Origin of the sequence: Thioclava sp. JE_KL1, from assembly GCF_009296265.1 — a bacterium.
Classification (GTDB): Bacteria; Pseudomonadota; Alphaproteobacteria; order Rhodobacterales; family Rhodobacteraceae; genus Thioclava.
Genome location: NZ_WBJS01000003.1, coordinates 359,268 through 385,537 on the forward strand (window position 1 = coordinate 359,268; position 26,270 = coordinate 385,537).

The window sequence follows — 26,270 nt, forward strand, 5'->3', positions numbered from 1 at the left end:
GCTCCGACTATATCCGTCGGGCAGATTTCCAAGGAGGCGGGCATGTCCGAGACGAAGAAAACCAAGGTTCTGATCATCGGCTCCGGCCCTGCGGGCTACACGGCGGCGGTCTACGCGTCGCGTGCGATGCTCGAGCCGGTTCTGGTGCAAGGCATGCAGCCGGGCGGCCAGCTGACCATCACCACCGAGGTCGAGAACTGGCCCGGCGAGAGCGAGATTCAGGGCCCCGACCTGATGGTGAAGATGGAAGAGCATGCCCGCGCGATGGGCACCGAGATCATCATGGACATGATCACCGAGCTCGACACCTCGAAGCGTCCCTTCGTGGCGAAAGGCGATTCGGGCACCACCTACGAGGCAGCAGCAGTGATCCTCGCCACCGGGGCGCAGGCGAAATGGCTGGGTCTTCCCTCGGAAGAGAAGTTCAAGGGCTTCGGCGTCTCGGCCTGCGCGACCTGTGACGGGTTCTTCTATCGCGGCAAGGAAGTCGTGGTGATCGGCGGCGGCAACACCGCGGTCGAAGAGGCGCTGTTCCTGACCAACTTCGCCTCCAAGGTGACGCTGATCCACCGGCGCGACACGCTGCGCTCTGAGAAGATCCTGCAGGATCGCCTGTTCAAGAACCCCAAGATCGAAGTGGAGTGGAATCACACGGTCGAGGAAATCCTCGGCGACGAAAATCCGCTCGGCGTCACCGGTGTGCGGGTGAAATCCACCGCCGACGGGTCCGAGAAAGTCATCCCCTGCGACGGGTTCTTCGTGGCGATCGGGCACGCGCCGTCGTCCGAGCTGGTGAAGGACAGCCTGAAGATGCAATCGGGCGGCTATGTCTGGGTGGAGCCGGGTTCAACCCGCACCTCGCAGCCGGGCATCTTCGCGGCGGGCGACCTGACCGATCACACCTATCGTCAGGCGGTGACGAGCGCCGGCATGGGCTGCATGGCCGCGCTCGACGCCGAGAAATTCCTCGCCGAGCAGGGCGAAGCCGAGTGACCCCTTTCCACGGCACGGTCTGGCGGATTCTCTCCGCCGACCGTGCCGACGAGGCTTGCGAACCGGCCCGCCATCCGGAGGGCCGGTTTCATTATTCCGGGCAGGTCGCACTTTATGCCTCGCTGAGTGCCGAGGGGGCTGCCGTCGCGCTGCGGCGCTATGTGCGCGCGGGCGATCCGTCGCGGGTGATCGTGCCGCTGGAGATCATGACAGAGACGATGGACGACCTGCGCGGCACACCCGATCAGGCGGCGGCGTCTATGGTCTGGCAGGATGACCGGGCAAGCGGCGCCCCCTCGCCCACATGGCGCCTCTCGGATCGGGCACGCGAAGGTGGCGTGCAGGGGCTTCTCTACGCCTCGCGCTCACGCCCCGATCTGAGCCATCTGGTGCTCTTCGAGGTCTCGCCCGCAACAGTGCGGCAGGCGGGCCCTGCGCAACCGTGGCACCCGCCCTACCCGATCCCATCTGCGTGAGGCGTCATTGCACCATCGCGCGGCTCCTCTAGGGTGAAGACCATCAGGAGGAGGCCGTTCATGCGCTGGCGCGGGGTCAATCACGTCGAATTCTCGGTGCTCGACTATGACAGGTCGATCGCCTTCTACGATGCGATGTTCGGATGGCTTGGATATAAGAGCTTCTGGACGCTCGATATCGGGTATCGGTCGACCTATTATATGGCGCGCTTCCCGATGCCGCATTCCTATATCGGCATTCAGCCTGCGCGTTCAGGCGAGAAGCTGGACCACGAGGCGCGGGCGGTGGGCATCCATCACATTGCGCTCTGGGCGAAGTCACGCGCCGAGGTGGATGCGTTTCACCGCGATTTCCTGATCCCGCGCGGGCTGTCGGTGACGGACGCTCCGCAGGAATATTCCGTTTATGCGCCGGGCTATTACGCGGTGTTCTTCGATGATCCGATCAACGGCATTCACTGGGAACTGGCGCATATCCCACGCATTCCCGGCCTCGGGGCAATCCGCAGGTTTCGCGCGGCCTTGAGAGCCGCGCAGAAAGAGCATCCGGAATGGGACGGCCCGCCCGAGAAAATCGCGTTTCGCGACCTGCCCGGACGGCGCTGAGCTTCGGCGCTGATTACGCCAGATGGCCGAGGAAGGCGTCGATTTCCTCAGGCGTCGTGGCCCAGGAACAGACCAGTCGCGCGGCCAGAAGCTCGTCCTCGGGGCCTTCCAGCGACTGGTCGAACGGCCAGAGATAGTAATAGGCCCCCGCTGCATTCGCGCGCTTATGCGCCCCGCGCGGCAGGGCGGCAAAGACCGCGTTGGCCTGCGTCGGATGGATCAGCTTCGCACCCTCGATCTGGCCGATGCCTTCCGAGAGTTTGCGTGCCATTTCATTGGCATGCCGCGCGGTCTTCAACCACAGATCGTCGGCCAGATAAGTCTGCATCTGGGCCGCGAGGAAGCGGTGCTTCGAGAAGAGATGGCCGCCACGCTTGCGGCGCAGCTCGAACTCCCAGGCGCGTTTGGGGTCAAAAATCACCACCGCCTCGACGCCCATGCAGCCATTCTTCGTGCCGCCGAAGCTGAGCACGTCGACGCCCGCCTTCCACGTCATCTCCGCCGGGCTGCAGCCCGCGGACACCAGCGCATTGGCGAAGCGCGCGCCGTCCATATGCACGGGCAGATGGAAGCGGCGAGCGACATCGGTCAGCGCTTTGACGTCCTCGGGCGAATAGACCGCGCCGGCCTCGGTCGAGTTCGTGATCGAGACCATGCCGCGCTGCACGTTATGGATGCCGCCGCGCCCGGTATGGGCGATGGTGCGCGCGAGCGCATCGGGGTCCATCTTCGCGTCCGGCCCGTCGACCAGAACCAGCTTCGAGCCGCCGGTGTAGAATTCCGGCGCGCCGCATTCGTCTTCTTCGATATGGGCGTTGCGGTGGCAGAAGATCGCGCCCCAGGGCTGGGTCAGCACTGCGCAGGAGAGCGCATTGGCCGCCGTCCCGGTCGCGACGAGATAGACACGCGCTTCGGGCGCCTCGAAAATCTCGCGGATCTTCGCCTGCACGCCTTCGGTGATCGGGTCGTCGCCATAGGAATGCACATGCCCCTCATTCGCGGCCATGAGGCCCTCGAGAATGGCGGGATGGGCACCGGACGTGTTGTCGGAGGCAAAATTCATGAGAGATCCTCGATCGTGTATTCGTCCCACTCGTCTTCGGGCACTTCGAATTCGGGCACAGTCCAGCCGCGCACGCTTTCCCCGGCCTCGTGGACCGTCTCGCGCGAGCCCGAGATCAGGTAGTGCCAGTCATGGAGCGGCTTGTCTTCGAAGCGCAGCCGATAGGCGCAGGTCGCGGGCATCCAATAGGCGATCTTGTGGATCGTCTTCGGGCTGAGCGTGACGCATTCTGGGACGAACTGGTGGCGAATGTCATATTGCGTGCAGCTGCAGCTCTCGCCATCGAGCAGCCGGCAGGCGACGCGGGTGAAGACGACCTCGCCCGTATCCTCGTATTCGAGCTTGTTCAGGCAGCATTTACCGCAGCCATCGCACAGCGCCTCCCATTCGGGGGCGGTGAGCTTTTTCAGCGGCAGTTTCCAGAACTCGGGGCGCAGTTTGGTCATGGCGCGGAAAATGGGGCAGCGGCGGGGAAATGGAAAGGGCAGATCGGCGGATCGTGAGCGGATCTGCGATTTGGACATGGCGGGACGGGCAGACCGACGACTTTTGGCGCGGGGCGACCAGCCCCGGGCCGCGCCCGACCTCCCCCCGGGAGGGCGCATTGGCGATGTCGGCGCAGGTTTCAGCGTCATTCGGATTTGCGCGATAAAGTGACCAGAGATGCAAGATGCTAATCGCCCACCCGAGGTCGGGCGCGGCCCTCAGCGCTCAGCCAGGATCTCCCGTGCGCGGGCGCAATCGGCATCCATCTGCGCGACCAGCGCCTCGAGCCCGTCGAACTTCATCTCGGGGCGCAGGAATTCGACCAGCGCGACCGAGACATGCTCGTCGTAGAGATCGCCTTTGAAATCGAAAACGAAGGTTTCGAGGTTCGGGGTATTCTCGCCGAACATCGGGCGCACGCCGAGGCTCGCGGCCCCGGTATAGCTGCCCTTATGCGGCCCGGTAAGCACGTCGAGCTTTACCGCATAGACGCCGAGCTTGGGCAGATGCAGCCCGGCCATCGACATATTCGCGGTCGGATAGCCCAGATCGCGCCCGCGCTTGTCGCCATGCAGCACCGCGCCCTCGATCCGGTGCAGGTGACCCAGCATCGCGGCGGCATCCTCGGGGCGGCCTTCGGCCAGCGCGGTGCGGATCGCAGTCGAGGACGCCTCCACCCCCTCGACATGCAGAAGCGGCGCGACAGTGACCTCGAAGCCGTATTTCGCGCCCAGTTCGGTCAGCATGGCCGTGTCGCCCTCGCGCCCCTTGCCGAAGCGGAAATCGCCGCCCACCGCGACATGGGTCACGCCCAGCCCCTCGGCCAGCACTTCGCGGGCGAACGCGTCGGCGCTCATATCGGCCAATTCTTCGTTGAAGGGCAGCTCATAGAGCCGATCGACGCCGAGCTTGGCGAGCCGGTTGGCGCGCGCCTCGGGGTTCATCAGCCGGAACGGCGGCAGGGTCTTGCCCGCCCGGGCTGCGAAGAATTCGCGGGGATGGGGCTCGAAGGTGATGACGCCCAGCGGCGCGTCTTTCCCACGTGCCTGATCGATCACCGATTGATGGCCGAGATGGATGCCGTCGAAATTGCCCATCGCGACGGAGGATCCGCGCGCGGATTTCTCCAGCGATTTCCAAGTGGTCAAGCGTTTCATCCACCCCGCCCTCCGGCGAGGTCGCCGGGTCAGTCGAACTTGCGCGAGGGCGCCAGAACCAGCGCCTCGCCTTTCACGACCACCGTATCGCCCACCGCGCAGTGGGTTTCAAGCGTGACACGGCGACGCGAATGGTCGATCGCCGTCACCTTCACCTCGGCATAGACCACATCGCCGGGGCGCACGGGAGCCATGAATTTGAGCGACTGGCCCAGATAAACCGTGCCGTGACCGGGAAGCTGCTCGCCAATGACTGCCGAGATCAGGCCGGCAGTCAGCATGCCATGCGCGATTCGACCCTCGAAAATGGTGTCTTGCGCATAGGCATCGTCCAGATGGACCGGGTTATGGTCGGTGGAGACTTCCGCGAACATCTCGATGTCGCGGTCGGTGACCTCCTTGCGGAGGTAGCGCACCATGCCGATTTCCAGATCTTCGATGCAGATCGTGCCACGGGGCAGGTTGTCGAGCATATCCATAGGTCCCAGCCGGAAGTTTATGTTGCACTGCGGCATAGCACATGCGGCAGAGCACAGGCAAGATGCCTGCGCAACTTTTTTACCCTACCGCAACAAAAGGCGCAACAAAGTTACCGCCTGGATTTTATGCACCGCTCAGGTCAGCTGACCCATCGTGTAGAGCGGGTCGCGCTGACGCGCCTCCAGCCAGGAGTGCAGCAATTCGGGATCGGGGTTCTGCGGATCGGCCCCGAACTGGTCATGCGCCAGCCCGCTGGAGATGAAGAGGCAATCGATCCCCTCCCCCGCAGCGCCGGCCACATCGGTATTGATCCCGTCGCCGATGGCGAGGATGCGCGCATCCTCCGCGCCGCCCAGACGGCTCAGCTTGCGCCGCGCGAGATCGTAGATCGGCGGATGGGGCTTTCCGAAATACATCGCCTCGCCGCCCATTTCCTCATAAAGCGCAGCCAGCGCGCCGGCGCAGTAGATGCGCTTGTCGCCCAGATCGACGACAATATCGGGGTTCGCGCAGAGCATCGGCAGCTCGCGCATCTTCGCGAGCAGGAACTTCGGGCGGTAATCCTCGGGGACTTCGTTCACCTCGTCGAAGGGACCGGTGCAGACGATGCCCTCGGCCTCGTCGAAATCGACGCGGGTGATCTCGGCCTGCCCCTGCCATTCTTCCGGCACCTCGGTGAAGAACCCGTCATCCTTGGACGGGCCCAGATGCCAGACCTTCTTGCCCACGGCGCCCGCGAACATCGCATCCTGCGCGGCATCGCCGGAGGAGACGACGAGGTCATAGGCGTCGCGCGGACAGCCCAGCTTGTCGAGCGATTCCATCACGAATTTCGCAGGCCGCGGGGCGTTGGTCAGAAGCACGACCTTGCCGCCCTTCGCACGAAACGCCTGCAGCGCCTCGACTGCCGCGGGAAACGCCTTAACCCCGTTATGCAGGCACCCCCAGAGGTCGCAAAACAGCGCGTCATAGGGATCGGAAATCTCGGACAGCGAAGAGATGATGCGGGTCATGGCGGCCTTTCGTCAGCAGGGTTTGGCGCGGTCAGAGCCCCCGCAGGCGGGGGCCGCGCGCTTACCGAAGCTATATGGCACGGGCGTGACCGAAGGCAAAGCGGCTGGCCGCTCAGTCCTCGTCCGTCGCGGCCCCGTAGCCGTAGCCATAGGCGTAGCCGTATTCGGGAGCGGCGAAGCGGAATTTGTTGACCACGACGCCCATCACATTGGTGCGCTCGGCCAGCTCGCGCTCGCAGACGTCGATTTCCTGAATCGTGGTCTCTTCGGTCGCGGCGATGATCAGCACGCAATCGACATGGGCGGCGAGCGAGAGCGTATCGTCGCTGACCAGCACCGGCGCGGTGTCGAAGATCATCAGGTCGGGGGCGTAGATCGTCTCGATCCGCTCCAGCGCCTCGGCAGCGCGGCGCGACTGGATCAACTCGGCCGGGGTCTCCACCGGCTTGCTATTCGCCCCAATCGCGAGGTTGCCGCCCAGCCGCAACGCGTGATCGGCAAACTCGGCCGTGCCTGCGAGCACTTCGGAGATCTGCGGCCCGCGCGGCGCGTCGAGCAGCTTCAACAGCGAGGGCTTGCGGAAATCGGCCTCTATGAGCAGCGTGTGCCGCTCTTGCTGTCGTGCGAGGCTCAGCGCGAGATTGAGCGCGACGGTCGACTTCCCGCAGCCCGCCGAGGGCGAGGTGATCGCCAGCCGCCGCCAGCCATTGGCGCGCATCTGCTGCACGATCTTGGTGCGCATCAGGTCGATCGGGGCGCTCTCGGCGCTGCCATCGGGGCTGACGATGCGCTTGCCGCGCAGCCGCCCCAAATTCGGGGCGATCGGCGTCAAAGCCTGCCACGCGCCTGCCGTGATGCCGTCGCTGCCGGGGGCGACCTGCGCCCGGACCGAAGGCTCGGAGGCTGCACGGCCCGTACGGGCGGCGCGGGCTTTGGCAATCGCGTCTCGCAATCTTTCGGCCATCTCTTGCCTCCTTGCCTCAGAACAGCCGGTCGAGCGGCATGTAGAACGCGCCGAACAGCACCACGACCGCAACGAAAGCCGCGCCGACCATCGAGCCGGAGACCAGAACCTTACGACGACGGCGGCGCATGTCTTCGGGCGTGCTCAGATAGGGAAGCGTCGCGAAAGCCGAGATCCCTAAATGGCGCTGCAGATCTTCGGGGCGACGGATGCCGGTGCTGAGCAATTCGCGCAGCGCAATCGCCACGAGACCGAGCAGCAGCCCCACCCCGACGCCTGCCAGCGCAAGCGTCTTGCGGTTGGGTTTCACCGGCTCGCCCGGCGCGACCGCCTGATCGATCACGGTCAGCTTCTCGCCCTTGGCCAGCGACTCGATCGTATCACCCGTCTCGGCCACGGCGCGCGCTTTCACGGCGCTGTCGTACTGATCGGCGAGATTGTCGTGATCGCGGCGCAGCGCCTCGAGCGCCGATGCGTTGGCGGGCACTTTCGCAATCGCCTCGCGGAGTTGTGCGATTTTCAGATCGGCGGCATCGCCTGCGGCCTGCGCCACGAAAAGCGTATCCGTCAATTCGCGCAGACGGCTCTCGAAGGCGGAGTTGGCTTTCGGCAGCGGCATCGTCACCTGCTGCGACAATTCCTGAATCTGCGCGCCCAGCGCCGCGAGGCGTGCGTCATCAGCGGGCAGCAGCGGTTTGAGCGCGTCGCGCTGCGCCTCGAGCCGGGACAGTTCGCGCGCGGCGGGCGGATAGATCGCATCGCGGTCGACCACACGCCCCGCCGCTTCGCGCAGCCGCACCAGCCGGTCGATCTCCGTCTCGGTCTCGTTCACATGCGCGAGCCGGGTCTCCGCGCCCGCCTGCACGGCAGCGAGACGGTCGCGCAGCAGCGGCAATTCTTCGGGCAGCGCGTCGCCGTTCTCCTGCTTGAACTGCAACATCGCGCTGGAGGATTTCGCCAGTTCGCCTTCCAGCCGATCCACCTCGCGCGAGAAGAAATCGAGCGTATCGCGGGCGGCCTTGGTGCGGATATCGCTGTCTTCCTTGAGGATGCGCGTCACCAGCTCGTTCGCGACCCGCGCGGCGCGAGCCGGGGCGCCTGCGCGGAAGGACACCGTCATGAAGGTCGCGTCTTTCGGGGCGGAGCGCGACTTGCTCTGCTCGGAGATCTCGATCTCGACCGAGTTCTGCAGCGCCTCGAAAACCGCATCGGCATTGCGCGCGCCGGACTCGGTGCGCAGGTCAGGGAAAAGCGCCATCCGCCGCGCCATGTCGAGCAGGCTTTCGCGCGAGAGCACCCGCTTGCGGATCACCTGCAGCTTGGCATTGGTGTCGGTGCGCACGGTCGAGGCCGCGAGACCGTCCGGGATGCGGTCCCCTTCGACGACGAGAAGCGCCTTCGCCTCGTAGATCGGCGTGATCATCCGCCCCGCCGCCAGACCGACAAGCGCGCCCAGCAGCACCGCCAGCAAGAGCCAGTGGACCCGCCGGGCAAACAGGGCTGCGTAGAAGCGGAGCTCCCGCATCAGCGCCCTCCCCTGTGGAGGAAGGCGGGCGCGGCCTCAGCAGTCGCTGCAGTGTCAGGCGCGGGCGCGATCACGCGCGGCTTGGCGCGCTGGGTCTCGACCGGCAGATAGAAGACGTTGTCCTCGATCACCCTGTCGATGATCTCGCCGGTGACGATCTCCGAACGCGCCGAGTAGGCATAGACCATGCCCAGATCGGCCAGCTGGTTCATCAGCCGCGGAAGGCCGCCGCAATGGGCGTGCAGTTTCTGCGCGGCCTCGGGGGTGAATATCTCGCGCGTCGCCCCCGCGACCTGCAGGCGATGGGCGATATAGGGCTGCGCGCAATCGGCGGGCATCGGCCCGAGATGGAAGCCGGAAGACACACGCTGCGCGAACTGGCGCAGTTCGGGCCGCGCGATCAGGTCGCGCAGTTCCGGCTGCCCCATCAGGATCAGCTGCACCAGCTCGTCCTTGTCGGCGTTGATATTGGTGATCATGCGCAGCTCTTCGAGCACGCCCGCATCGAGGTTCTGCGCCTCGTCGATCACCACCACGACGCGCCGCCCGGCGGCATATTCCTGGATCAGAAGCTGCTGGAACCGGTCGTAGATCAGGACGTAATCCTCGCCCGCCTCCACCCGCTGGCCGAGCGAGAGCATGATCCAGCGGATCACGTCGTCGCGCGAGCCGCGCGCGTTCGACACGAGCGCGATCGTCACATCCTCGGAGATCGTCGCCATCAGGTGACGCAGCAGCGTCGTCTTGCCCGCCCCGACCTCGCCAGTGATCAGCGTGATCGGTGCGCGCGAGAACAGCCCGTATTCGAGCATCGTCGCCGCGTGCTTGTGCTCTGGAGACCAGAACAGGAAATCGGGATCGGGCAGCAACGAAAAGGGACGCTCTGCCAACCCGAAGAATTCGGTGTAGATTTCGTTCATGCCTGTACCGGGCCTTTGGCCTCTGGGATTTGTTTGCGCCAGTAAGCTGCATCTCCCCGCCTTACGCAAGAATTCGTGAGCAATTCGCGAGTGGCTGAGGCGAAACTGTCGCAAAAACGCGTCTATTCCTAGGAAAACTGGCTATTTAGACAGGGGGGCGCTGTTCAAATCTCTTTATAGATGACGTCGGAGCAGCTAGCCTTTCTGCCAAGCGCCAGTCAGAGCGCAGTAGCAGAGCAGGCAAGACAGATGCCCCGATACCAGTATGCGCGCGCGAGCTTTTTCGCGCTTTGCGCGGCACTCGCATTGAGCGGCTGCAAGAGTGACGCAGACAAGGCCGAAGCCCATTACCAATCGGCCCAGACCCTTCTGGCCGAGGGCGATCCCGTCCGCGCGATGGTAGAGCTGCGCAACGTCTTCGAATATGACGGCACCCACAAGGCCGCGCGGCGCGCCTATGCCGATCTGCTGCTGGCGCAGGGACGCCTGCAGGAAGCCTTCAGCCAATATTTGCGTCTGCTCGAACAATATCCCGAGACGGTCGAGGTGCATCGCATCCTTGCGGAGCTGTCGCTGCGCACGGGCAACCTGCCGCGCGCGCAGAAGCAGGTCGACGCGGTACTGGAACTCGCGCCCGACGATCCCGGCGCGCAGGCGGTGCAGCTCGCACTCGATCTGCGGCAGGCGAGCCTGTCGCGCGACACGGGCCGTCAGTCCGAGATCGCGGCGCAGGCCAAGGCGCTGACCGCGTCGCATCCCGAGATCCCGACCGGCTGGCATGTGCTGATCGACGCGCGCAACGCCCAGGGCGACGACGCCGCGACGCTTGCCGCCCTCGATGCGGCGCTGGCCCGCGATCCGGCGCAATACCGGCTGCAGGTTCTCAAGCTGGAACTGATCTCGAAGCGTGGTGAGAACGCAGAGATCGGCGCGCAGCTCGAAGTGATGCAGGGGCTATTCCCCGAGGACCCGAAAACCCGCACGGCCCTCATCGCGTGGTATGTGCTGCGCGACGATCCGGCGGGGGCGGCGCGCTTCCTACGCAAGCTCGCGACAGATCGCGACCAGCAGACGGGCGGCTATCTGGAACTCGTGCGCTTTCTGGCCCGCGCGAAAGGCGCCGAGGCTGCGCGGGCCGAACTCGACTCGCTGATCGCGCAGTCGAAGGGCGCGGCGAATGAGGCGATCTTCACCGCGATGCGCGCCGATCTGGATTTTCAGGCCGGGGACCGGGCGGCGGCTTTGACGCGGATGCAGGCGCTGATCGAAAGCCATCCCGACAGCGAAGAGATGCGCCAGCTGCGCTCGGCTTACGCCCGGATGCTCGACCATGACGGACAGCGAGATAAGGCGAAAACCGAGATCGCGGCCATCCTGAAAACCGATCCGACCAATGTCCCTGCCCTGCAGCAGCGCGCGGCGTGGCGGATCGAGGAGGATCGCCTCGATCTGGCGATTACCGACCTGCGCAGCGCGCTGCAGCAGGCCCCCGACAACCCGCAGACCCTGACCCTGCTGGGCGAGGCCGACCTGCGAGAAGGCGCGCCCGATCTGGCGATGGGCCGCTTCAGCCAAGCCTATGATGCGGCGGGGCGCGCCGCGCCCGAGGCGATCCGCTATGTCGATTTCCTCTTCGCGCATGACCGCGCCAGCGCCGCGCGGACGGTTCTGGCCGAGGCCGTGGCGGTCACGCCCAACAGCCCCGGACTGCTCAAGCGGCAGGCCGATCTGGCGCTGGCCGATCGCGACTGGATGCTCGCCCATCGCATCGCGGACCGGCTTGCCGCATCGTCGGCTCCGGGCACGGAGGCGCTGGCGCAGTCGATCCGCGCCGCGATCCTGATGGGACGCGGCCGCAGCGAGAGCGCGATCGAGACCCTGAAAACCCTGGTGCAGATGCCCGCGACCGGCGAAGACGGCGTCACCACGGCCCCTGCGGTCTCGGCGGCGGCGGTCTCGGCCGTGGTGCAGGCGCAACTGGCGTCCGGGCGGGGCGGCGAGGCGCGCGCCTATCTTGAGGCGCAGTTGGACGAGCAACCCGGCAATCGCGGCCTGCGGCTGCTGGAGGCCAATCTCTGTGCAATTCAGGGCGACACCGACCGGGCAGAGACCGGGCTGCGTACGCTGATGTATGAAGACCCGGCCGATCCGCGCCCGGCCCGCCAGCTCTATCGCCTGCTTGCGGCCCAAGGGCGCGAAGGCGACGCGCTTGCCGTGATCGAGACCGCGCTGGAGAAGGCACCGCAGGCCGATCCGCTGCTGCTGCTCTACCGGGCGCGCTCGGAAGAGAAGTCGGGCCGGTTCGATGCGGCGATCGCGACCTATGACGATCTCTACACCCGCGACAGTGGCGATCTGATCGTGGCCAATAACCTCGCGAGCCTGCTGAGCACCCATCGCGACGACCGCCCCAGCCTCGAGCGCGCGGCGCAGATCGCGAAACGCTTCCGCGAGCGGCCCGAACCCGCCTTCAAGGACACCTATGGCTGGGCGGAATACCGGCTGGGCAATTACGGGGCCGCGCGCCCCCTTCTCGCCGCTGCCGCCGCCGGGCTGCCCGAGAACGCGCTCGCGCAATATCACTACGCCGCCGTGCTGATCGCGCTGGAAGAGACCGATCTGGCCGAAGCCGCCCTGCGCGATGCGCTGCGTCTTGCCGGAGAGCCGCTCCCGCCCGCAATGCGGGGCGCGCAGGCGCAGCTTGCGGCGCTGACCAGAGAGGGCTCGTCGGGCAACACCCCGCGCCCGGCCCCGGCCCAGCGCTGATTTTGTCTTTGGATCAAAGTTCTCGCGGGGTAAGCTCATGTTAAGCGCCGCGTCAGACGGCCTATGAGCGAGCAGTCGAGATGATCACCACGAGCCCCCCTCTGCGCGAGGTGCGTGCCCTGCCATGGGGTGCGCTCGGCCTGCTGTCGCTGGCCGTCCTCTCCTATCCGTTCTTCGCACTGGGGCTCGCGAGCCTCGGGGCCGCATGGTCCACGCCGGAATACAGCCACGGGCCGCTGATTCCGCTGATTTCGCTCTACCTTTTCGCCCGCGAACTGCATCACGCACCGCTCACGCTGGAGGCCCGCCCGCAGCGCTGGCAAGGCGTTGCGGTGATCGCACTCGCCCTCGCCCTCGCCGTCTTCGGCAGCCGCGCGCAAATCGCCGATCTCGTGACCTATGCACTGATTATCTGGATGATGGGCGCGGTACTGCTGAGCATGGGCTGGCAGGCGGGCAAACGCCATTGGAAGCCGGTGCTGCATCTGATCTTCATGCTGCCGCTGCCGCAGATCCTCTACTGGAAGCTCACCATCGCCCTGCAGCTCGTCTCGTCGGAGCTGGGCGTGATGCTGGTGCGCGCCGCCGACATCCCCGTGCACCTGAGCGGCAATGTGATCGATCTGGGCGTCTACAAGCTGCAGGTGGCCGATGCCTGTTCGGGGCTGCGCTATCTCTTCCCGATCCTCAGCTTTTCCTACCTGTTCGGCATCCTCTATCGCGGTCCGTTCTGGCACAAAGCCGTGCTCTTCGCGATGGCCGCGCCTCTGACGGTGCTTCTGAATTCGTTGCGCATCGGCATGGTCGCGATCCTTGTCGACGCCTACGGGATCGAACAGGCCGAGGGCTTCCTGCATGTCTTCGAGGGCTGGGTGATCTTCGGGGCGGCGATTGCGATCCTAAGCCTCACCGCGATCGGGCTGCAGCGGCTGGTGGCCGAGCCGAAACCGCTCTCCGAGGCGCTCGACCTCGATTATCGCCGTTTCGCGCCGGAAGCGCGTCGCTTGCGCAACCTCGCGCCGTCGCGCGATCTGGGGCTGGCGGTCGTCCTGACGGGGGTCGCGCTGGCGCTCTGGTCGGGCTTGCCGCAGATGACGACGCTCCCGCCGGAGCGCGCGCCGCTGTCGTCCTTCCCGACGCAGATCGATGGCTGGCAGGGCACGCGCCGCCCGCTGGAGCCTGCCACTGAAACTGTGCTGGCAGCCAGCGATTATCTCAACGCGGTCTATGCCGACCCCGCTCAGGACGCGCCGGTGAACCTGTTTGTCGCGTGGTATGCCGATCAGAGCCAAGGCGACGGTATCCATTCCCCCGAGGTCTGCCTGCCGGTCGGCGGCTGGGAGGTCAGCGCCTTCCGTCCGCATCGCATCGCCCTGCCCCACCGCGCACCCTTCGAGGTCAACCGCGCGATCATCACCAAGGGGCTCAACCGGCAACTGGTCTATTACTGGTTCGACGGGCGTGGCCGCGCGATGACGAGCGACTGGCGCGCGAAGCTGTCGGTGATCGTCGATGGCATCACGCGCGGGCGGACCGACGGCGCGCTGGTGCGCTATGTCACGCCGATCCGCCGCGACGAGGAAGTGCGCGCTGCCGACCGGCGGCTCACGCGCTTCATCGGGCAGTCGCTGCCCCGGCTGAGTGCCTCGATTCCGGATTGAGCGGGCTTACGAGCCCAGCGCGACGGTCCCGCCCCAGCAACCCGGGATCGGATTGCGAGTATCAAAGACAACCGGGCAGGTTTCCACGGCTTTGATCGCACGATCCACGCGCGCATCGGCCATCGCGGGCGTCAGCCCGATCGCGAGCGCATGGGCCACCGGGTCATAAAGCGTGCGGCCCGTCAGATCAGCGGTCGCGTGAGGCGCGGCTTCGCGCAGATCACCCGCGAGAGCAGAGCTGGCGACACCGGTCACAACCAGTGCGGTAAACGCCACCGCCGATGTTCTCCAATGCGCCATACAAGTTCCAAGCCGAATGCTTAACGATCTAGGGCGAACCGTCTCCCTGTCCGCCCCTTGAGTTTGTGGCGCAAATGGGGCGGCGCGCAACTGGAATCTTGGCGAAAATTGAGCGAAAAGAACTATTTATAAGAAACAATTCCGCTCGATCTGCAGGCTTTATTTCCCCAGCTTGGAGAATATCCGATCATAGGCCGCAAGGAGCTGTCGGGCCGAGAAATCCCAAGACAGCGCATCGAGCACCCGCGCCCGGCCCAGCCGCCCCATCGAACGCGCGCGTTCGGGCGCCTCGATCAGGGCCGCGATCCGGGCGGCAAAGTCCCTCGGATCATTGGCGCGGGCATAGAGCGCGGCCTCCCCCGCAGAGGCCCGCCCTTCGGTGAGTTCGAACTGCACCAAGGGCTTCTCGAGCGTCATGTATTCCATGACCTTGTTCATGGTGGAGATGTCGTTCATCGCGTTTTTCGGATCGGGCGCGACGCCGATATCAATCGCATTCATCGCCGCCAGCATATCCTCGCCGTAGAGCGGGCCGGTGAAGGTGAAATAGTCACTCAGGCCCCGCGCCGCGACGTCGGCCTCCACGGTAGGCAGTTCGGGCCCGAAGCCCACGATCACCACATGCAGATCGGTGTGGCCGAGCTTGCGCACCAGATGCTCGACCGCCTGTACCAGAAGGTCCATCCCCTCCTGCTGCCCGATCACGCCGATATAGCCAAGCACGGTCTTCGTGCCCTTGCGATAGGCGGGATCGCCGGGGCCGGGCAGGAAAGTCTCGACACGCGGGGCGGAGCGGACGACGAAGACGTCCTCGGGGGCCATGCCGCCGCGGGTGATCGCGATCTTGCGGAAGCTCTCATTGGTGGCCATCGACACCGAGGCGCTGGCGAAGGTGATCCGCTCCCAGATGCGCATCACGGCCCAGAGGAGCCCCTTCTTGCCGAACTTGGCCTCGAAGAGTTCCGGGCAGACGTCGTGGTGGTCGAACATGTAGCGCACGCCCGAGAGGCGATAGCGCCACGCCAGAAGCCAGATCAGGTCGGGCGGGTTGCAGCCCTGGATCACGTCGAAGCCGCGCTCGCGCTTCACCTGTTTCGCCAACCGGAACCACGCCTTGATCGCATGCCAATATTCGCGCGCATAAGCCACCGCGCCGGAATGGGCTTCGGGCGGTGCGGGGTGGCGGTAGATATGGATGCCCTCGATTTCCTCATAAGCCGCGTCCCAGCCGCGCCCCATCGGGCAGATCACCGAGACATCGTAGCCCGCCGCGCGTAATGTCGTGGCCTCCAGCCAGACCCTGCGATCCAGCGGCACCGGCAGGTTCTCCACCACGATCAGAATGCGTCTCGCCATGCCCCTTAAGACCCGCCCTTGCCACGGGGGCGGTTTGCCGCCCATTTTTAAGTGAGCCCCTTTCGCTCACGTCTTACGACGGTTATGTCGCAGCCACGCGTTGGTTTCCACCCCGCATAACTCCGGATTTCCCCATATGTTGCGCTCTCTACTCTCCCGTCTCAAACCAGAGACCGCTCCCTCCTCGGCACCCAATGGTCTGCCCCGTCCGGAGGCGCCGATCTGCGTGATCGGGGACCTTCACGGCCGCGCCGATCTCTTGGGCAAGATGTTCGAGCGGATCGGGCAGGAACCGCAAGGCGCAAAGGCCCGGATCATTACGCTGGGCGACATGATCGACCGGGGCCCGAATTCGGCGCGGGTGCTGGCGACGCTTCATGCCGCGCAGCTTGCCAATCCCTCGCGGATGATCTGCCTGATGGGCAATCACGAGCGGATGATGCTCGACTTCCTGCTGTCGCCCGATGCGCGCACCGCCGGCTGGCTGCGTGTGGGCGGATTGCAGACGTTGCAGAGCTACGGCATCGCGCCGCCCGATCCACGCGAGACGGATCCGGAAGTGCTGGACGCACTGCGGATGGACCTCGCCCGCGCGCTGGGGCCGGACCTGCTGGCATGGCTCGATGCGCGCCCCGCGATGTGGCGCGAAGGGCGCTTCGCCGCGACCCATGCGGGGGCCGACCCCTATCACCCGATGGAACGCCAGAGCCGCGATGCGCTGCTCTGGGGTCATCCCCGGTTCGGGCAGATGACGCGGCGTGACGGGGTCTGGATCGCCTTCGGCCATTGGGTCGTGGAGCAACCTGTCGCCGATCAGGGCCGCATCGCGGTCGATACCGGCGCCTATGAGACCGGGCTCTTGAGTGCGGCGTGGCTCGACAAGGGCGGGCTGCGCTTCCTGCAAGTCGAAGGCTGAAAGACGATGGGCGCCCCCCGAAGGGAGCGCCCGTTGGCAGGTTACAAGCCGTCTCTCTCTCGCAACCGGTGTTGGAATTACTTGCCCGTCTGGCGCAGCACCACGGCGATGGTCATCACGCAAAGCCACAGATCGTTCAGCAGCGACAGTTTCGCGTAATAGCGTTCGTCGAAGCGCACGCGATCCACGAAGGCGGTGGTCGAACGCCCGGCGACCTGCCAAAGCCCAGTGATGCCGGGGCGCATCTTGTAATAAGCCAGGCCCATCGCGCCTTTGTAGCTGGCCTCTTGGTCGAGCATGAAGGGGCGCGGCCCCACGAGGCTCATCGTCCCGAACAGCACGTTGAAGAACTGCGGCAGCTCGTCGAGGCTGGTGCGGCGCAGGAAGCGACCGATGCGGGTGATCCGCGGATCGTCGTCGAGCTTCTGGTTCACTGACCATTCCAGCGCGAGCGCGGGGTTCTCGTTGCACATACGCACGAGCTGCGCCTCAGCATCGACATGCATGGTGCGCAGCTTGTAGCAGCGGAAGCGCTTGCCGCCCTGCCCGACGCGGATCTGCGAATAGAAGGCGGGACCACCGTCGACACGCACCGCCAGCGCCAGAAGCGCGATCAGCGGCAGCAGAACCGGAAGGATCGCCAGCACGGCGAGAATGTCGAACAGACGCTTGCCCATGCCCTCATAACGCAGAATGCGCGACCGGTCCCGGCTGGTACTCGTTACACTTGCAAGCTCGAAATTGGTCGAGAGATCCGACATTTTCGCCCCTATTACCCTACCTCAGAGTGCGAACCTTCAAGCCCGCTTTTCTTTAACCCGGTTTTCATCTTTGATTCGTCCATAATTGTGACGAAAGCCGACAATTGTTGCGGCTCGGGGCTACAAATAGATCACGGCCAAAAATCACAAGTCGTTGATCACTGTTATTTATCTTGTTGTTTTATATGTCACATTTTTTCAGCACTGCGGAAATCCGCAGCCTCGCGGCACTCGCGCATAAGGCGATTAGCGCCAAAACTTCCCTAGGGTCACTTTTGGTTAAAAGGTTATGAAACCGGACGCCCGCGCAGACCCGCCGAGACGGCGGATTGTCCGCGACCCTCTTGATCGCGCAGCGCAACTGCCCATATCGGCTAGGAAGATGTTATGGAGATTAACATGACCCGAGACGATGCCCGCGCCCTCTATATCGAGCAGCGCGTCGCGAATGAGAAGAAATCGGCCCTGCTTGGCTATGTGCTGTGGGTCATGCTGCCGATGCTTGGCGTGCACCGGATGTATATGGGGCGCGTCTTCTCCGGCGTAGTAATGCTTGCGCTGACCGGGATCGGCACGCTCCTGTCGCCCATCCTGATCGGCTTCATCCCGCTTGGACTCGCAGGGCTGTGGTGGCTGATCGACGCGCTGCTGATCCCCGGCATGGTCTCGCAGGATATGGCCGAGACGCGCTGGCGGCTGATGCAGGAAGCTTAATCCGCCTGCCGGATCGGGTGCTCGGCCAAGGCCTGCGCCTGATCCGGGCTCAGGCTTTCGGGCCGCACCACTTGGGTGTGAATCGAGAAGACCACGGCATTCGTGCGCGGCAGCCGGAACAAGCATTGCCGCTCCACCCGGATATAAGGGGCGTCGGCGGGCGCGTGAGCGAATTCGTATTCCGAGCGCGGATCGTGAAGATGTGCTGCCGAGCGCGAGGCGGTCCCGCGCATCAGCCCCCTGCCCTCACGCACCCCATCGAGCAAGCGCTGCACCCGCTTGCCGAGATCGTCGGTGTAGATCTCGATCGGCTCGTGAATGCGCATCATCGGGCGCATGAATTTCTCGCGCAGCGTCCAGCCCGAGGGAAAACACAGCACGCCGCCGGTTAGAACATGCTCGGCATGACCGAACGCGGCCTCATCGGCTTCCATCAGGCAGAGATCGCATTGCAAGAGCCGCCCGAGCGTGGCGAGCGGGTCCGTGCGATCCAGCGCAACCTCCGCCCCATCTGGCCGCGTGACCGTCTCCGCGCTGCAGGCAAACCCCAGCGCCGGAAGCATCGGCAGGATCAGATCGTAGAGTTCCTCCGCCGCAGGCCGTCCGTGATCCGACAGGCCCAGCACCAGATCGCGCGCCTCTCCGATCAAACGGTCGCGCAAGCCCATCTGGGTGGCATAGGCATCATCGACCTCCAGCCAATCCTCATATGTCACCGGGATCACCCCCGGCAGCCGCCGCGTGCGCGGATCAGCCCAGGGCGCGAAGCTCAGGCGATTTTGCAGGATCGGTGTGGCGACAAGGTCTTTCATCCCGGCAGATTGCCGCGCGTCCCCGCCCGCGACAAGAGCGTCCGTGTCAGGGCTGCCCCGCGCTGCGCACATAGTCCGAGATCATCTCGTAATCCTTGCGCGGCCCCTGCACCCGCCAGATCGCTCGCCACTTCGGCCACGCGTCGAAGTCATAGCTCACCCGGTAATCGTCGGGGTCGCACCAATGGCTCGCGGCCGGGCTCAGCGGATCGAAACTGTGAAAGGGACGACCGTCCTCGAAGGCCACGGCGATCTGCCCGCCCTCGGCCCGCCAGAAATAGCTGCGCTCCGCGTGAAAGCTCTGACCGCCCGGCATCACCAGCTCGCCACTCTCGCGATAATGCAGCCCGACCCCTTCGGGCGCGAAACAGGCGTGACCGTCAAAACGGGCCTTATTGCCGTCGCTATGCAGGATTTGGCGCGTCAGCACCCAGTTCCCCTCGAAATCCGACAGCTGCGGCATTGGCTCTCCCTTGCCCCAAAGGCAGGTGCAGTCTAACAAGCGCGCAACCACACGCAATCAAGAGGCCGCCGATGATCCCGCGTTATGCCCGCAAAGAGATGGTCGACATCTGGGAACCCGCCACCAAGTTCAAAATCTGGTACGAGATCGAGGCGCATGCCTGCGACGCTCAGGCCGAGCTGGGCGTGATCCCGAAAGAGAATGCCGAGGCCGTCTGGAAGGCCAAGGATGTCGAGTTCGACGTCGACCGCATCGACGAGATCGAAGCCGTCACCAAGCATGACGTCATCGCCTTCCTCACGCACCTCGCTGAACATGTGGGTTCGGAAGAGGCGCGCTTCGTCCATCAGGGCATGACCTCGTCGGATGTTCTCGACACCTGCCTGAACGTGCAGCTGGTGCGCGCCGCCGATATTCTGCTGGCCGATCTAGACAAGGTTCTGGCCGCGCTGAAGAAGCGCGCCTACGAGCATAAGGACACGGTTCGCGTGGGCCGCTCGCACGGCATCCATGCCGAGCCCACGACGATGGGCCTGACCTTCGCGCGCTTCTACGCCGAGATGGACCGCAACAAGGCGCGCCTGCAGGCCGCCAAAGAAGAAGTCGCGACCGGCGCGATCTCGGGCGCTGTCGGCACCTTCGCCAATATCGACCCGCGCGTTGAAGAGCATGTCTGCAAGATGCTCGGCCTCAAGCCGGAGCCGATCTCGACGCAGGTGATCCCGCGCGACCGCCATGCGATGTTCTTCGCGACGCTGGGCGTGATCGCGTCTTCGATCGAAAACGTCGCGATCGAAATCCGCCACATGCAGCGCACCGAAGTGCTCGAAGGCGCCGAATTCTTCTCGATGGGCCAGAAAGGCTCGTCGGCGATGCCGCACAAGAAGAACCCGGTCCTGACCGAGAACCTCACCGGCCTTGCCCGCCTAGTGCGGATGACCGTGATCCCGGCGATGGAGAACGTGGCGCTCTGGCACGAGCGTGACATCTCGCACAGCTCGGTCGAGCGTGGCATCGGCCCCGACGCGACCGTGACGCTCGATTTCGCGCTGAACCGTCTGGCAGGCGTCGTCGACAAGATGATCATCTACCCCGAGAACATGCTTGCGAACATGAACAAGTTCCCCGGCCTGGTGATGTCGCAGCGCGTTCTGCTGGCGCTGACGCAAGCCGGCGTGTCGCGCGAAGACGCCTATGCGATGGTGCAGCGCAACGCGCTCAAGGTCTGGGAAGAGCGCGTCGATTTCCGCGAACAGCTGCTCGCCGACAAGGATGTCGTGGCCGCTCTCGGCGTCGACGGCATCAACGAGAAGTTCGACATGGGCTACCATACCAAGCATGTCGACACGATTTTCGCCCGCGTTTTCGGCGAATAATCGAGAAACAAGCCCGTTCCGCGCCGCCTATGTCAGCCGACTATAGGCGGCGCGTGCGATTCGGGCTTACCCTAGGGCATCTAGCAAAGGGAGATTGCAGATGACCCGAACCATCCTTGCAGCCGCCGTGCTGATCCTCGCTCCTCTGGCCGCGTCGGCCGAGTGCTTTAGCGGCCATCAGGCTTCCATGTCCTGCCCGCAGGGCCAGGTCTGGGACAAGGACGCGAGTGCCTGCGTCCTGCAGTCCAGCTGACCGCTGAGACGGTAATCCCGTCTTAACGGCCTCCGTGCAAAGTTGACCGCGAAACGCATTGGCCGCCCGCGCGGCCGATGCCCAGCACGGAGGTTCTCGCGGTGAATGCGATCGCGCCCATGGCGCTCGGTCATATGGCCGGGTCCGACTCGGCTGGCGACAAATCCGCCCGGCCGGGACCGCTTTCGCGGCGCCAGAAAGCTGCGATCATCGTGCGGCTGCTCGCCTCCGAAGGGCTGAAACTGCCGCTGACGGAGTTGAGCGACGACCACCAGACCGAACTGACCGAGGCTGTGGCGCAGCTGCGTCTGGTCGACCGCGCCACCATCGCGAGCGTGGTGGAAGAGTTCTGCGAAGAATTGGAAGCTGTCGGCATCGCTTTTCCCGGCGGGCTGGAAGGCGCGCTGTCGCTGCTCGATGGTCAGCTCTCGCCCTCGGCCTCGAACCGGTTGCGCAGGCTGGCCTCCGGCTCCTCGCGCGCCGATCCATGGCAGCGGATCGCGGGCCTCACCGCAGAGGTGCTTCTGCCCGTGCTGGAAGGCGAAAGCGTCGAAGTGGGCGCGGTGATGCTGTCGAAGCTGTCGGTTGCGAAATCTGCCGAATTGCTCGGGCTGCTGCCCGGAGAGAAAGCGCGGCGGATTGCCTATGCGGTCTCGCTGACCGGCAATGTCGCGCCCGAAACCGTGCTGCGGATCGGGCAGGCGCTCGCGGCGCAACTCGATGCCACCCCGCCCAAAGCCTTCGATTCCGGGCCGGTGGAACGGGTGGGTGCGATCCTGAACTACTCGGCCTCCGCCACCCGCGACGCGGTGCTCAAGGGGTTGGAGGAAGAGGACAAGACCTTCGCCGACGAGGTGAAGAAGGCAATCTTCACCTTCGCCAATATCCCCGCCCGCATCGACACACGCGATATCCCGAAAGTGCTGCGCGTGGTCGATCAGACGCAGCTGACCGTCGCGCTTGCCGGGGCGACCGGCCCGTTGCAGCCCGCGGCGGAGTTCATTCTTGCCAACATGTCCCAGCGCATGGCGCAAAGCTTGCGCGACGAGATGGCGAATCTGGGCAAGGTGAAGGAGAAAGACGCCGAAGAGGCGATGAGCGCGGTCGTCGCCGCAATCCGGGAGATGGAAGCCGCGGGAGAGATATTCCTCGTCGCGGAGGACGACGATTGAGCGAAAGATTCTGTCGCCGCGCCCCGTTTGGCGCCACTCTTCGCGCCAAAGCCGCACCCTGCCCCGCAATGTTATCGCAAACACCGCGTGTTTACGCTAACATACTGTTTCAAAACCTTTTCCCAAATTGCATGCAATGGTATCCAGCGCCGAAATCACGCGCTTCGGAGAGATCATCATGACCGTCACCATCGGGATCAACGGCTTCGGCCGCATCGGGCGCTGCACGCTCGCGCATATCGCGGAAGCCGCGCGCAATGACGTGCAGGTCGTCAAGATCAACGCCACCGGCCCGATCGAGACCAATGCGCATCTCCTGAAATACGACTCCGTCCACGGCCGGTTCGGCGGGCAGGTGAAAGTCGCGGGCAACACGCTCGACCTCGGGCGCGGCCCGATCGACGTGATGTCGACCTACGACCCGGAAGAACTCGACTGGGACGGCGTCGATGTCGTTCTCGAATGCACCGGCAAGTTCAACGCCCGCGACAAGGCCGCCGTCCATCTGGGTCGCGGTGCGAAGCGGGTTCTGGTCTCGGCGCCTGCGACCGATGCCGACAAGACCGTGGTCTACGGCGTGAACCATCGCGAGTTGACCCAGGCGCATCACGTCGTCTCGAACGGGTCGTGCACGACGAACTGCCTCGCGCCGCTCGCCAAGGTGCTCAATGACACGATCGGCATCGAATCGGGCGTGATGACGACGATCCATTCCTATACCGGCGATCAGCCCACGCTCGACCGTCGCCACAAGGATCTCTATCGCGCCCGTGCTGCGGCGATGGCGATGATCCCGACCTCCACCGGCGCCGCGAAAGCTCTGGGCGAGGTGCTGCCCGAGCTGCAAGGCCGCCTCGACGGCACCGCGCTGCGCGTCCCGACCCCCAATGTTTCCGCGGTCGATCTGACCTTCGAGGCGCGCAAGACCGTCACCCGCGACGAGGTGAACGAGATCGTCCGCGAGGCCGCTGCCGGCTACATGGGCATGGTGCTGGGCTACGACCCCGAGCCGAAGGTCTCGATCGACTTCAACCATACGCAGCAATCCTCTATCTTCGCGCCGGACCAGACCAAGGTTGTGGGCAAGCTTGTCCGCGTGTTGGCCTGGTACGATAACGAATGGGGGTTCTCCTGCCGCATGGCCGATGTGGCCGGGGCGATGGGGCGACTCGTGCACTGACGCGCCGGGCAAGGGCGCGCGAAGGGGATAGATGACCAATCGGATCGCGCTCTGGCTTGGGGCCCTCCTCATTTTGCTCATTTTGGCGGATGTGATGGCGGATGACGGCCGCATCTTGCTGTTTCTGGCGAAAAAAACTGCCGATCTCGTTCAATATGTCGCTTTCTGGCGCTAGCATCGGGCTGCACCCCGTTGACCTTTGGCGCTGAACGCGCTTGTTAGCGTTAACGGAAGACCTGCCCGTGCAACTCCCTGCCGGGCAGCCAGCCAGAGGAGACGGATATGACGGTTAAAGTTGCCATCAACGGGTTCGGTCGCATCGGCCGCAACGTGCTGCGCGGGATCATCGAGTCGGGGCGCACCGACATCGAAGTGATCGCCATCAACGATCTCGGCCCGGTCGAGACGAACGCGCATCTGCTGCAATTCGACTCCGTGCACGGCAAATTCCCCCATGAGGTCACGACCGGCGAAGACTGGATCGATGCCGGCCGCGGCAAGATCAAGGTCACCGCAATCCGTGACCCGAAAGAACTGCCCTGGGGCGATGTCGATGTCGCGCTGGAATGCACCGGCATTTTCACCGCGCGCGACAAGGCAGCCTTCCACCTCGAGAACGGCTCGAAGCGCGTTCTGGTCTCGGCCCCCGCCAGCGGCGCCGACAAGACGATCGTCTTCGGTGTGAACGACGGTGCGCTGACCGCAGACGACCTCGTCGTCTCGAACGCATCCTGCACCACGAACTGCCTCTCCCCCGTCGCCAAGGCGCTGAACGACGCGATCGGGATCGAGAAGGGCTTCATGACCACGATCCACAGCTATACCGGCGACCAGCCGACGCTGGACACGATGCATAAGGATCTCTATCGCGCCCGCGCCGCCGCGCTGTCGATGATCCCGACCTCGACCGGCGCTGCCAAAGCCGTGGGTCTGGTGCTGCCGGAACTCAACGGCAAGCTAGACGGTGTCGCGATCCGCGTGCCGACGCCGAACGTCTCGGTCGTCGATCTGGTCTTCGAGGCCGGCAAGGACACCAGCGTCGAAGAGATCAATGCCGCGATCAAGGCGGCCGCTGACGGCCCAATGAAAGGCATCCTCGGCTATACCGACAAGCCCAACGTCTCGAGCGACTTCAACCACGACCCGCATTCGTCGATCTTCCACATGGACCAGACCAAGGTCATGGAAGGCCGCATGGTCCGTATCCTGAGCTGGTACGACAACGAATGGGGCTTCTCGAACCGCATGGCGGACACCGCCGTCGCGATGGGCAAGCTGATCTGAGCGTGATCGGGGCACCGCCCCGGACATTGCGAATATGACGAAAGGGCGGTCCATCTTGGGCTGCCCTTTTTCGTTCACCCCTCACACACGGCTCGCAGAGCATGCACGCGCCCTCTCACCCGCGCCGCGAGCCTTGATGCATGGTGATAGAACCCTTTGAAATCCGGGACGTTTTAGGGCCATGGAGCGCGCCGCCCGGCGCCTCCGCCTTAGCTGAACCCCGTCACGAAAGGGAATATCCCATGGAACGCAGCAAGAAATTCCTCGCCCTCGCCCTCTCCTCCGCGCTGATCGCGGGCCCCGCGAGCTTTGAGATGGCCAATGCCGCCACCACGAGTTCCAACAGCAACTCAAGCGGCACCGCGATGCAGAGCGCGCAGAGCCAAGGCAATGACGCGGTCTCGCAGACCACGGCAAGCTCGACCGACAAGGACTTGCTGACCACGGTCAATGACGCCTACACCGCGATGCGCGAAGTGCGCGCGGCGCGTCTGGCGATCTTCGACGGCAATACCGACATGGCGACCAAGATGACCAAGGACGCCACCGCGAAAATGCAGTCCGCCGAGAAGGCCGAGAGCAAATGGGGCGTGCCCTCGAAAGCGGGCAAGAAAGGCGTGACTTACCTGCCCTTCGACAGCTCCATCGCGCTTGGTGAAAGCTTCACGGTGACGCCGGACAACCAGAAGGCGGTCGGCAAGGCCAATCAGCAGATGGCGCAGGGGAACGCAAAAGCCGCCGCCAAGACGCTGAAGGACAACGATATCGACGTGTCGATCTCGGCGGCAATGGTGCCCGCGAAGGCGTCGCTCGCCCACCTGCAGGACGCATCGAAGCTCATCAAGTCGGGCAATTACTACGAAGCGAACCTTGCGCTGAAAGGCGTCGAGGATTCCGTCGTGATCGACCAATGGGGGCTCGACAACCTGCCGCAGCAGGCGGGCAACGCCACGAAATCCTCGGCAAATGCGAGCGGCAGCACTCAGATGAAGCAGAAATCGCAGCAGAGCGGCACGTCGGCCAACTCCGCCTCGAACGGCTGATCAGCGGTTGGCGTAAGCCTTGACCAAGGCATCGCGCACGGCGGGGGTGACGAATTTCGAGACATCCCCGTCGAGCCGCGCGATTTCCTTCACCAGCTTCGAGGCGATCGCCTGACGCCGTGCATCGGCCATCAGGAACACCGTCTCGACCGAGGCGTCGAGCGCGCGGTTCATCCCGACCATCTGGAATTCATATTCGAAATCGGCCACCGCGCGCAGGCCGCGCACGATCACGCTCGCGCCGACATCCTTGGCGCAGTCGATCAGCAGGTTTTCGAAGGGATGGACGACGATCTCGCCGCCGCGGCGGTCGGTGATCTTCGCGCACTCATCCTGAAGCATGGCGACGCGTTCCTCGAGCGAGAAAAGCGGCCCCTTGTCACGGTTGATCGCGACCCCGATCACGAGCCGATCCACCAGAGCCATCGCGCGCTCGATGATATCGAGGTGGCCCAGCGTGACCGGATCGAAAGTTCCGGGGTAAAGACCGATCCGCATGGCATCCTCCCTCGTCGCCCGCCAAAAAGCTC

At 64.7% G+C, this 26,270-nt stretch carries 28 protein-coding genes; 14 read left to right on the forward strand and 14 right to left on the reverse strand.

Features of this window, described 5'->3' with window-relative positions:
* Positions 1-42 precede the first annotated feature (42 nt).
* From trxB to F8R15_RS07125, 3 genes are read left to right on the forward strand one after another with little or no spacing between them, the layout of a single operon-like run.
* Complete coding sequence (gene trxB / locus F8R15_RS07115; protein WP_078519375.1) at positions 43-993, forward strand: thioredoxin-disulfide reductase; 951 nt, start codon at positions 43-45, stop codon at positions 991-993.
* Complete coding sequence (locus F8R15_RS07120; protein WP_368731016.1) at positions 990-1,469, forward strand: RES family NAD+ phosphorylase; 480 nt, start codon at positions 990-992, stop codon at positions 1,467-1,469. Before trxB ends, F8R15_RS07120 begins: the two co-directional genes overlap by 4 nt.
* A gap of 60 nt (positions 1,470-1,529) precedes the next feature.
* Complete coding sequence (locus F8R15_RS07125) at positions 1,530-2,075, forward strand: VOC family protein (protein ID WP_152844104.1); 546 nt, start codon at positions 1,530-1,532, stop codon at positions 2,073-2,075.
* Between the two features lie 13 nt (positions 2,076-2,088).
* Here the strand turns inward: F8R15_RS07125 and F8R15_RS07130 are convergent, their stop codons facing one another.
* The 8 genes from F8R15_RS07130 to F8R15_RS07165 form a co-directional block, all read right to left on the reverse strand.
* Entirely contained in the window at positions 2,089-3,138 is a 1,050-nt protein-coding gene (locus F8R15_RS07130) for a low specificity L-threonine aldolase (protein WP_152844105.1), read from the reverse strand.
* The gene (locus tag F8R15_RS07135) at positions 3,135-3,584 is read right to left on the reverse strand and encodes a YcgN family cysteine cluster protein (RefSeq protein WP_075774736.1); all 450 of its coding nucleotides are present in this window, start codon (positions 3,582-3,584) and stop codon (positions 3,135-3,137) included. Before F8R15_RS07135 ends, F8R15_RS07130 begins: the two co-directional genes overlap by 4 nt.
* Before the next feature lie 258 nt (positions 3,585-3,842).
* Positions 3,843-4,781, reverse strand: a complete 939-nt coding sequence (locus F8R15_RS07140) for a bifunctional riboflavin kinase/FAD synthetase (RefSeq protein ID WP_152844106.1) — start codon at positions 4,779-4,781, stop codon at positions 3,843-3,845.
* Positions 4,782-4,810: 29 nt separating this feature from the next.
* The gene (locus F8R15_RS07145; RefSeq protein ID WP_075774735.1) at positions 4,811-5,254 is read right to left on the reverse strand and encodes a MaoC family dehydratase; all 444 of its coding nucleotides are present in this window, start codon (positions 5,252-5,254) and stop codon (positions 4,811-4,813) included.
* Positions 5,255-5,395: 141 nt separating this feature from the next.
* A complete protein-coding gene (locus F8R15_RS07150; RefSeq protein ID WP_152844107.1) occupies positions 5,396-6,274 on the reverse strand; it encodes a TIGR01459 family HAD-type hydrolase in 879 nt (292 codons plus the stop codon).
* A gap of 112 nt (positions 6,275-6,386) precedes the next feature.
* Positions 6,387-7,238 (reverse strand): CpsD/CapB family tyrosine-protein kinase, encoded by an 852-nt coding sequence (locus F8R15_RS07155; RefSeq protein ID WP_152844108.1) that lies wholly within the window; start codon positions 7,236-7,238, stop codon positions 6,387-6,389.
* 16 nt (positions 7,239-7,254) lie between these two features.
* Positions 7,255-8,763, reverse strand: a complete 1,509-nt coding sequence (locus F8R15_RS07160) for a hypothetical protein (protein ID WP_152844109.1) — start codon at positions 8,761-8,763, stop codon at positions 7,255-7,257.
* A complete protein-coding gene (locus F8R15_RS07165) occupies positions 8,763-9,683 on the reverse strand; it encodes an ExeA family protein (protein WP_078570283.1) in 921 nt (306 codons plus the stop codon). The genes F8R15_RS07160 and F8R15_RS07165 overlap by 1 nt, the downstream gene beginning before the upstream one ends.
* Positions 9,684-9,932: 249 nt before the next feature.
* Between F8R15_RS07165 and F8R15_RS07170 the strand changes: the two genes are divergently transcribed.
* Positions 9,933-12,449: a tetratricopeptide repeat protein gene (locus tag F8R15_RS07170; RefSeq protein WP_172976181.1), complete on the forward strand. Its 2,517-nt coding sequence runs from the start codon at positions 9,933-9,935 to the stop codon at positions 12,447-12,449.
* Positions 12,450-12,529: 80 nt separating this feature from the next.
* Complete coding sequence (xrtD, locus tag F8R15_RS07175) at positions 12,530-14,110, forward strand: VPLPA-CTERM-specific exosortase XrtD (RefSeq protein ID WP_152844111.1); 1,581 nt, start codon at positions 12,530-12,532, stop codon at positions 14,108-14,110.
* A 6-nt stretch (positions 14,111-14,116) separates the two neighbouring features.
* Here xrtD and F8R15_RS07180 read toward each other — a convergent pair whose 3' ends face one another.
* Together F8R15_RS07180 and F8R15_RS07185 are read right to left on the reverse strand one after the other, a co-directional pair.
* Complete coding sequence (locus F8R15_RS07180; protein ID WP_152844112.1) at positions 14,117-14,410, reverse strand: hypothetical protein; 294 nt, start codon at positions 14,408-14,410, stop codon at positions 14,117-14,119.
* Between the two features lie 159 nt (positions 14,411-14,569).
* Complete coding sequence (locus F8R15_RS07185; protein ID WP_152844113.1) at positions 14,570-15,766, reverse strand: glycosyltransferase family 4 protein; 1,197 nt, start codon at positions 15,764-15,766, stop codon at positions 14,570-14,572.
* A 226-nt stretch (positions 15,767-15,992) separates the two neighbouring features.
* Between F8R15_RS07185 and F8R15_RS07190 the strand changes: the two genes are divergently transcribed.
* Positions 15,993-16,682: a metallophosphoesterase gene (locus F8R15_RS07190; RefSeq protein ID WP_232621733.1), complete on the forward strand. Its 690-nt coding sequence runs from the start codon at positions 15,993-15,995 to the stop codon at positions 16,680-16,682.
* Positions 16,683-16,759: 77 nt separating this feature from the next.
* Here the strand turns inward: F8R15_RS07190 and F8R15_RS07195 are convergent, their stop codons facing one another.
* Positions 16,760-17,443: a sugar transferase gene (locus F8R15_RS07195; protein ID WP_253732444.1), complete on the reverse strand. Its 684-nt coding sequence runs from the start codon at positions 17,441-17,443 to the stop codon at positions 16,760-16,762.
* A 399-nt stretch (positions 17,444-17,842) separates the two neighbouring features.
* On the opposite strand from F8R15_RS07195, the gene F8R15_RS07200 reads away from it, so the two are divergent.
* A complete protein-coding gene (locus tag F8R15_RS07200; RefSeq protein WP_152844114.1) occupies positions 17,843-18,157 on the forward strand; it encodes a TM2 domain-containing protein in 315 nt (104 codons plus the stop codon).
* On the opposite strand, the gene F8R15_RS07205 is transcribed toward F8R15_RS07200, so the two are convergent.
* Both F8R15_RS07205 and F8R15_RS07210 read right to left on the reverse strand, forming a co-directional pair.
* Positions 18,154-18,969, reverse strand: coding sequence for a DUF3445 domain-containing protein (locus F8R15_RS07205; protein WP_152844115.1), 816 nt, complete (start codon positions 18,967-18,969; stop codon positions 18,154-18,156). The genes F8R15_RS07200 and F8R15_RS07205 overlap by 4 nt on opposite strands.
* 46 nt (positions 18,970-19,015) lie before the next feature.
* On the reverse strand, positions 19,016-19,432 hold the full coding sequence (locus tag F8R15_RS07210) for a DUF6314 family protein (RefSeq protein ID WP_078599278.1): 417 nt from the start codon (positions 19,430-19,432) through the stop codon (positions 19,016-19,018).
* A gap of 71 nt (positions 19,433-19,503) precedes the next feature.
* Between F8R15_RS07210 and purB the strand changes: the two genes are divergently transcribed.
* The 7 genes from purB (at position 19,504) to F8R15_RS07240 (ending at position 25,740) form a co-directional block, all read left to right on the forward strand.
* Entirely contained in the window at positions 19,504-20,808 is a 1,305-nt protein-coding gene (gene purB, locus F8R15_RS07215) for an adenylosuccinate lyase (protein ID WP_152844116.1), read from the forward strand.
* 100 nt (positions 20,809-20,908) lie between these two features.
* Complete coding sequence (locus F8R15_RS07220) at positions 20,909-21,061, forward strand: chitin-binding domain-containing protein (RefSeq protein ID WP_098410593.1); 153 nt, start codon at positions 20,909-20,911, stop codon at positions 21,059-21,061.
* Between the two features lie 134 nt (positions 21,062-21,195).
* Positions 21,196-22,233 carry a flagellar motor switch protein FliG gene (locus F8R15_RS07225; RefSeq protein WP_083075576.1) on the forward strand — a complete coding sequence of 346 codons (1,038 nt, stop codon included), beginning with the start codon at positions 21,196-21,198 and terminating at the stop codon, positions 22,231-22,233.
* 178 nt (positions 22,234-22,411) lie between these two features.
* Positions 22,412-23,413 carry a type I glyceraldehyde-3-phosphate dehydrogenase gene (gene gap, locus F8R15_RS07230; protein ID WP_152844117.1) on the forward strand — a complete coding sequence of 334 codons (1,002 nt, stop codon included), beginning with the start codon at positions 22,412-22,414 and terminating at the stop codon, positions 23,411-23,413.
* Between the two features lie 31 nt (positions 23,414-23,444).
* Positions 23,445-23,588, forward strand: a complete 144-nt coding sequence (locus F8R15_RS21435) for a hypothetical protein (RefSeq protein WP_172976182.1) — start codon at positions 23,445-23,447, stop codon at positions 23,586-23,588.
* Positions 23,589-23,695: 107 nt separating this feature from the next.
* Positions 23,696-24,697, forward strand: coding sequence for a type I glyceraldehyde-3-phosphate dehydrogenase (gap, locus tag F8R15_RS07235; protein WP_078519393.1), 1,002 nt, complete (start codon positions 23,696-23,698; stop codon positions 24,695-24,697).
* Between the two features lie 242 nt (positions 24,698-24,939).
* Positions 24,940-25,740 carry a YfdX family protein gene (locus F8R15_RS07240; RefSeq protein ID WP_172976183.1) on the forward strand — a complete coding sequence of 267 codons (801 nt, stop codon included), beginning with the start codon at positions 24,940-24,942 and terminating at the stop codon, positions 25,738-25,740.
* Here F8R15_RS07240 and coaD read toward each other — a convergent pair whose 3' ends face one another.
* The gene (gene coaD / locus F8R15_RS07245; protein WP_078519395.1) at positions 25,741-26,238 is read right to left on the reverse strand and encodes a pantetheine-phosphate adenylyltransferase; all 498 of its coding nucleotides are present in this window, start codon (positions 26,236-26,238) and stop codon (positions 25,741-25,743) included.
* Positions 26,239-26,270: the final 32 nt, after the last annotated feature.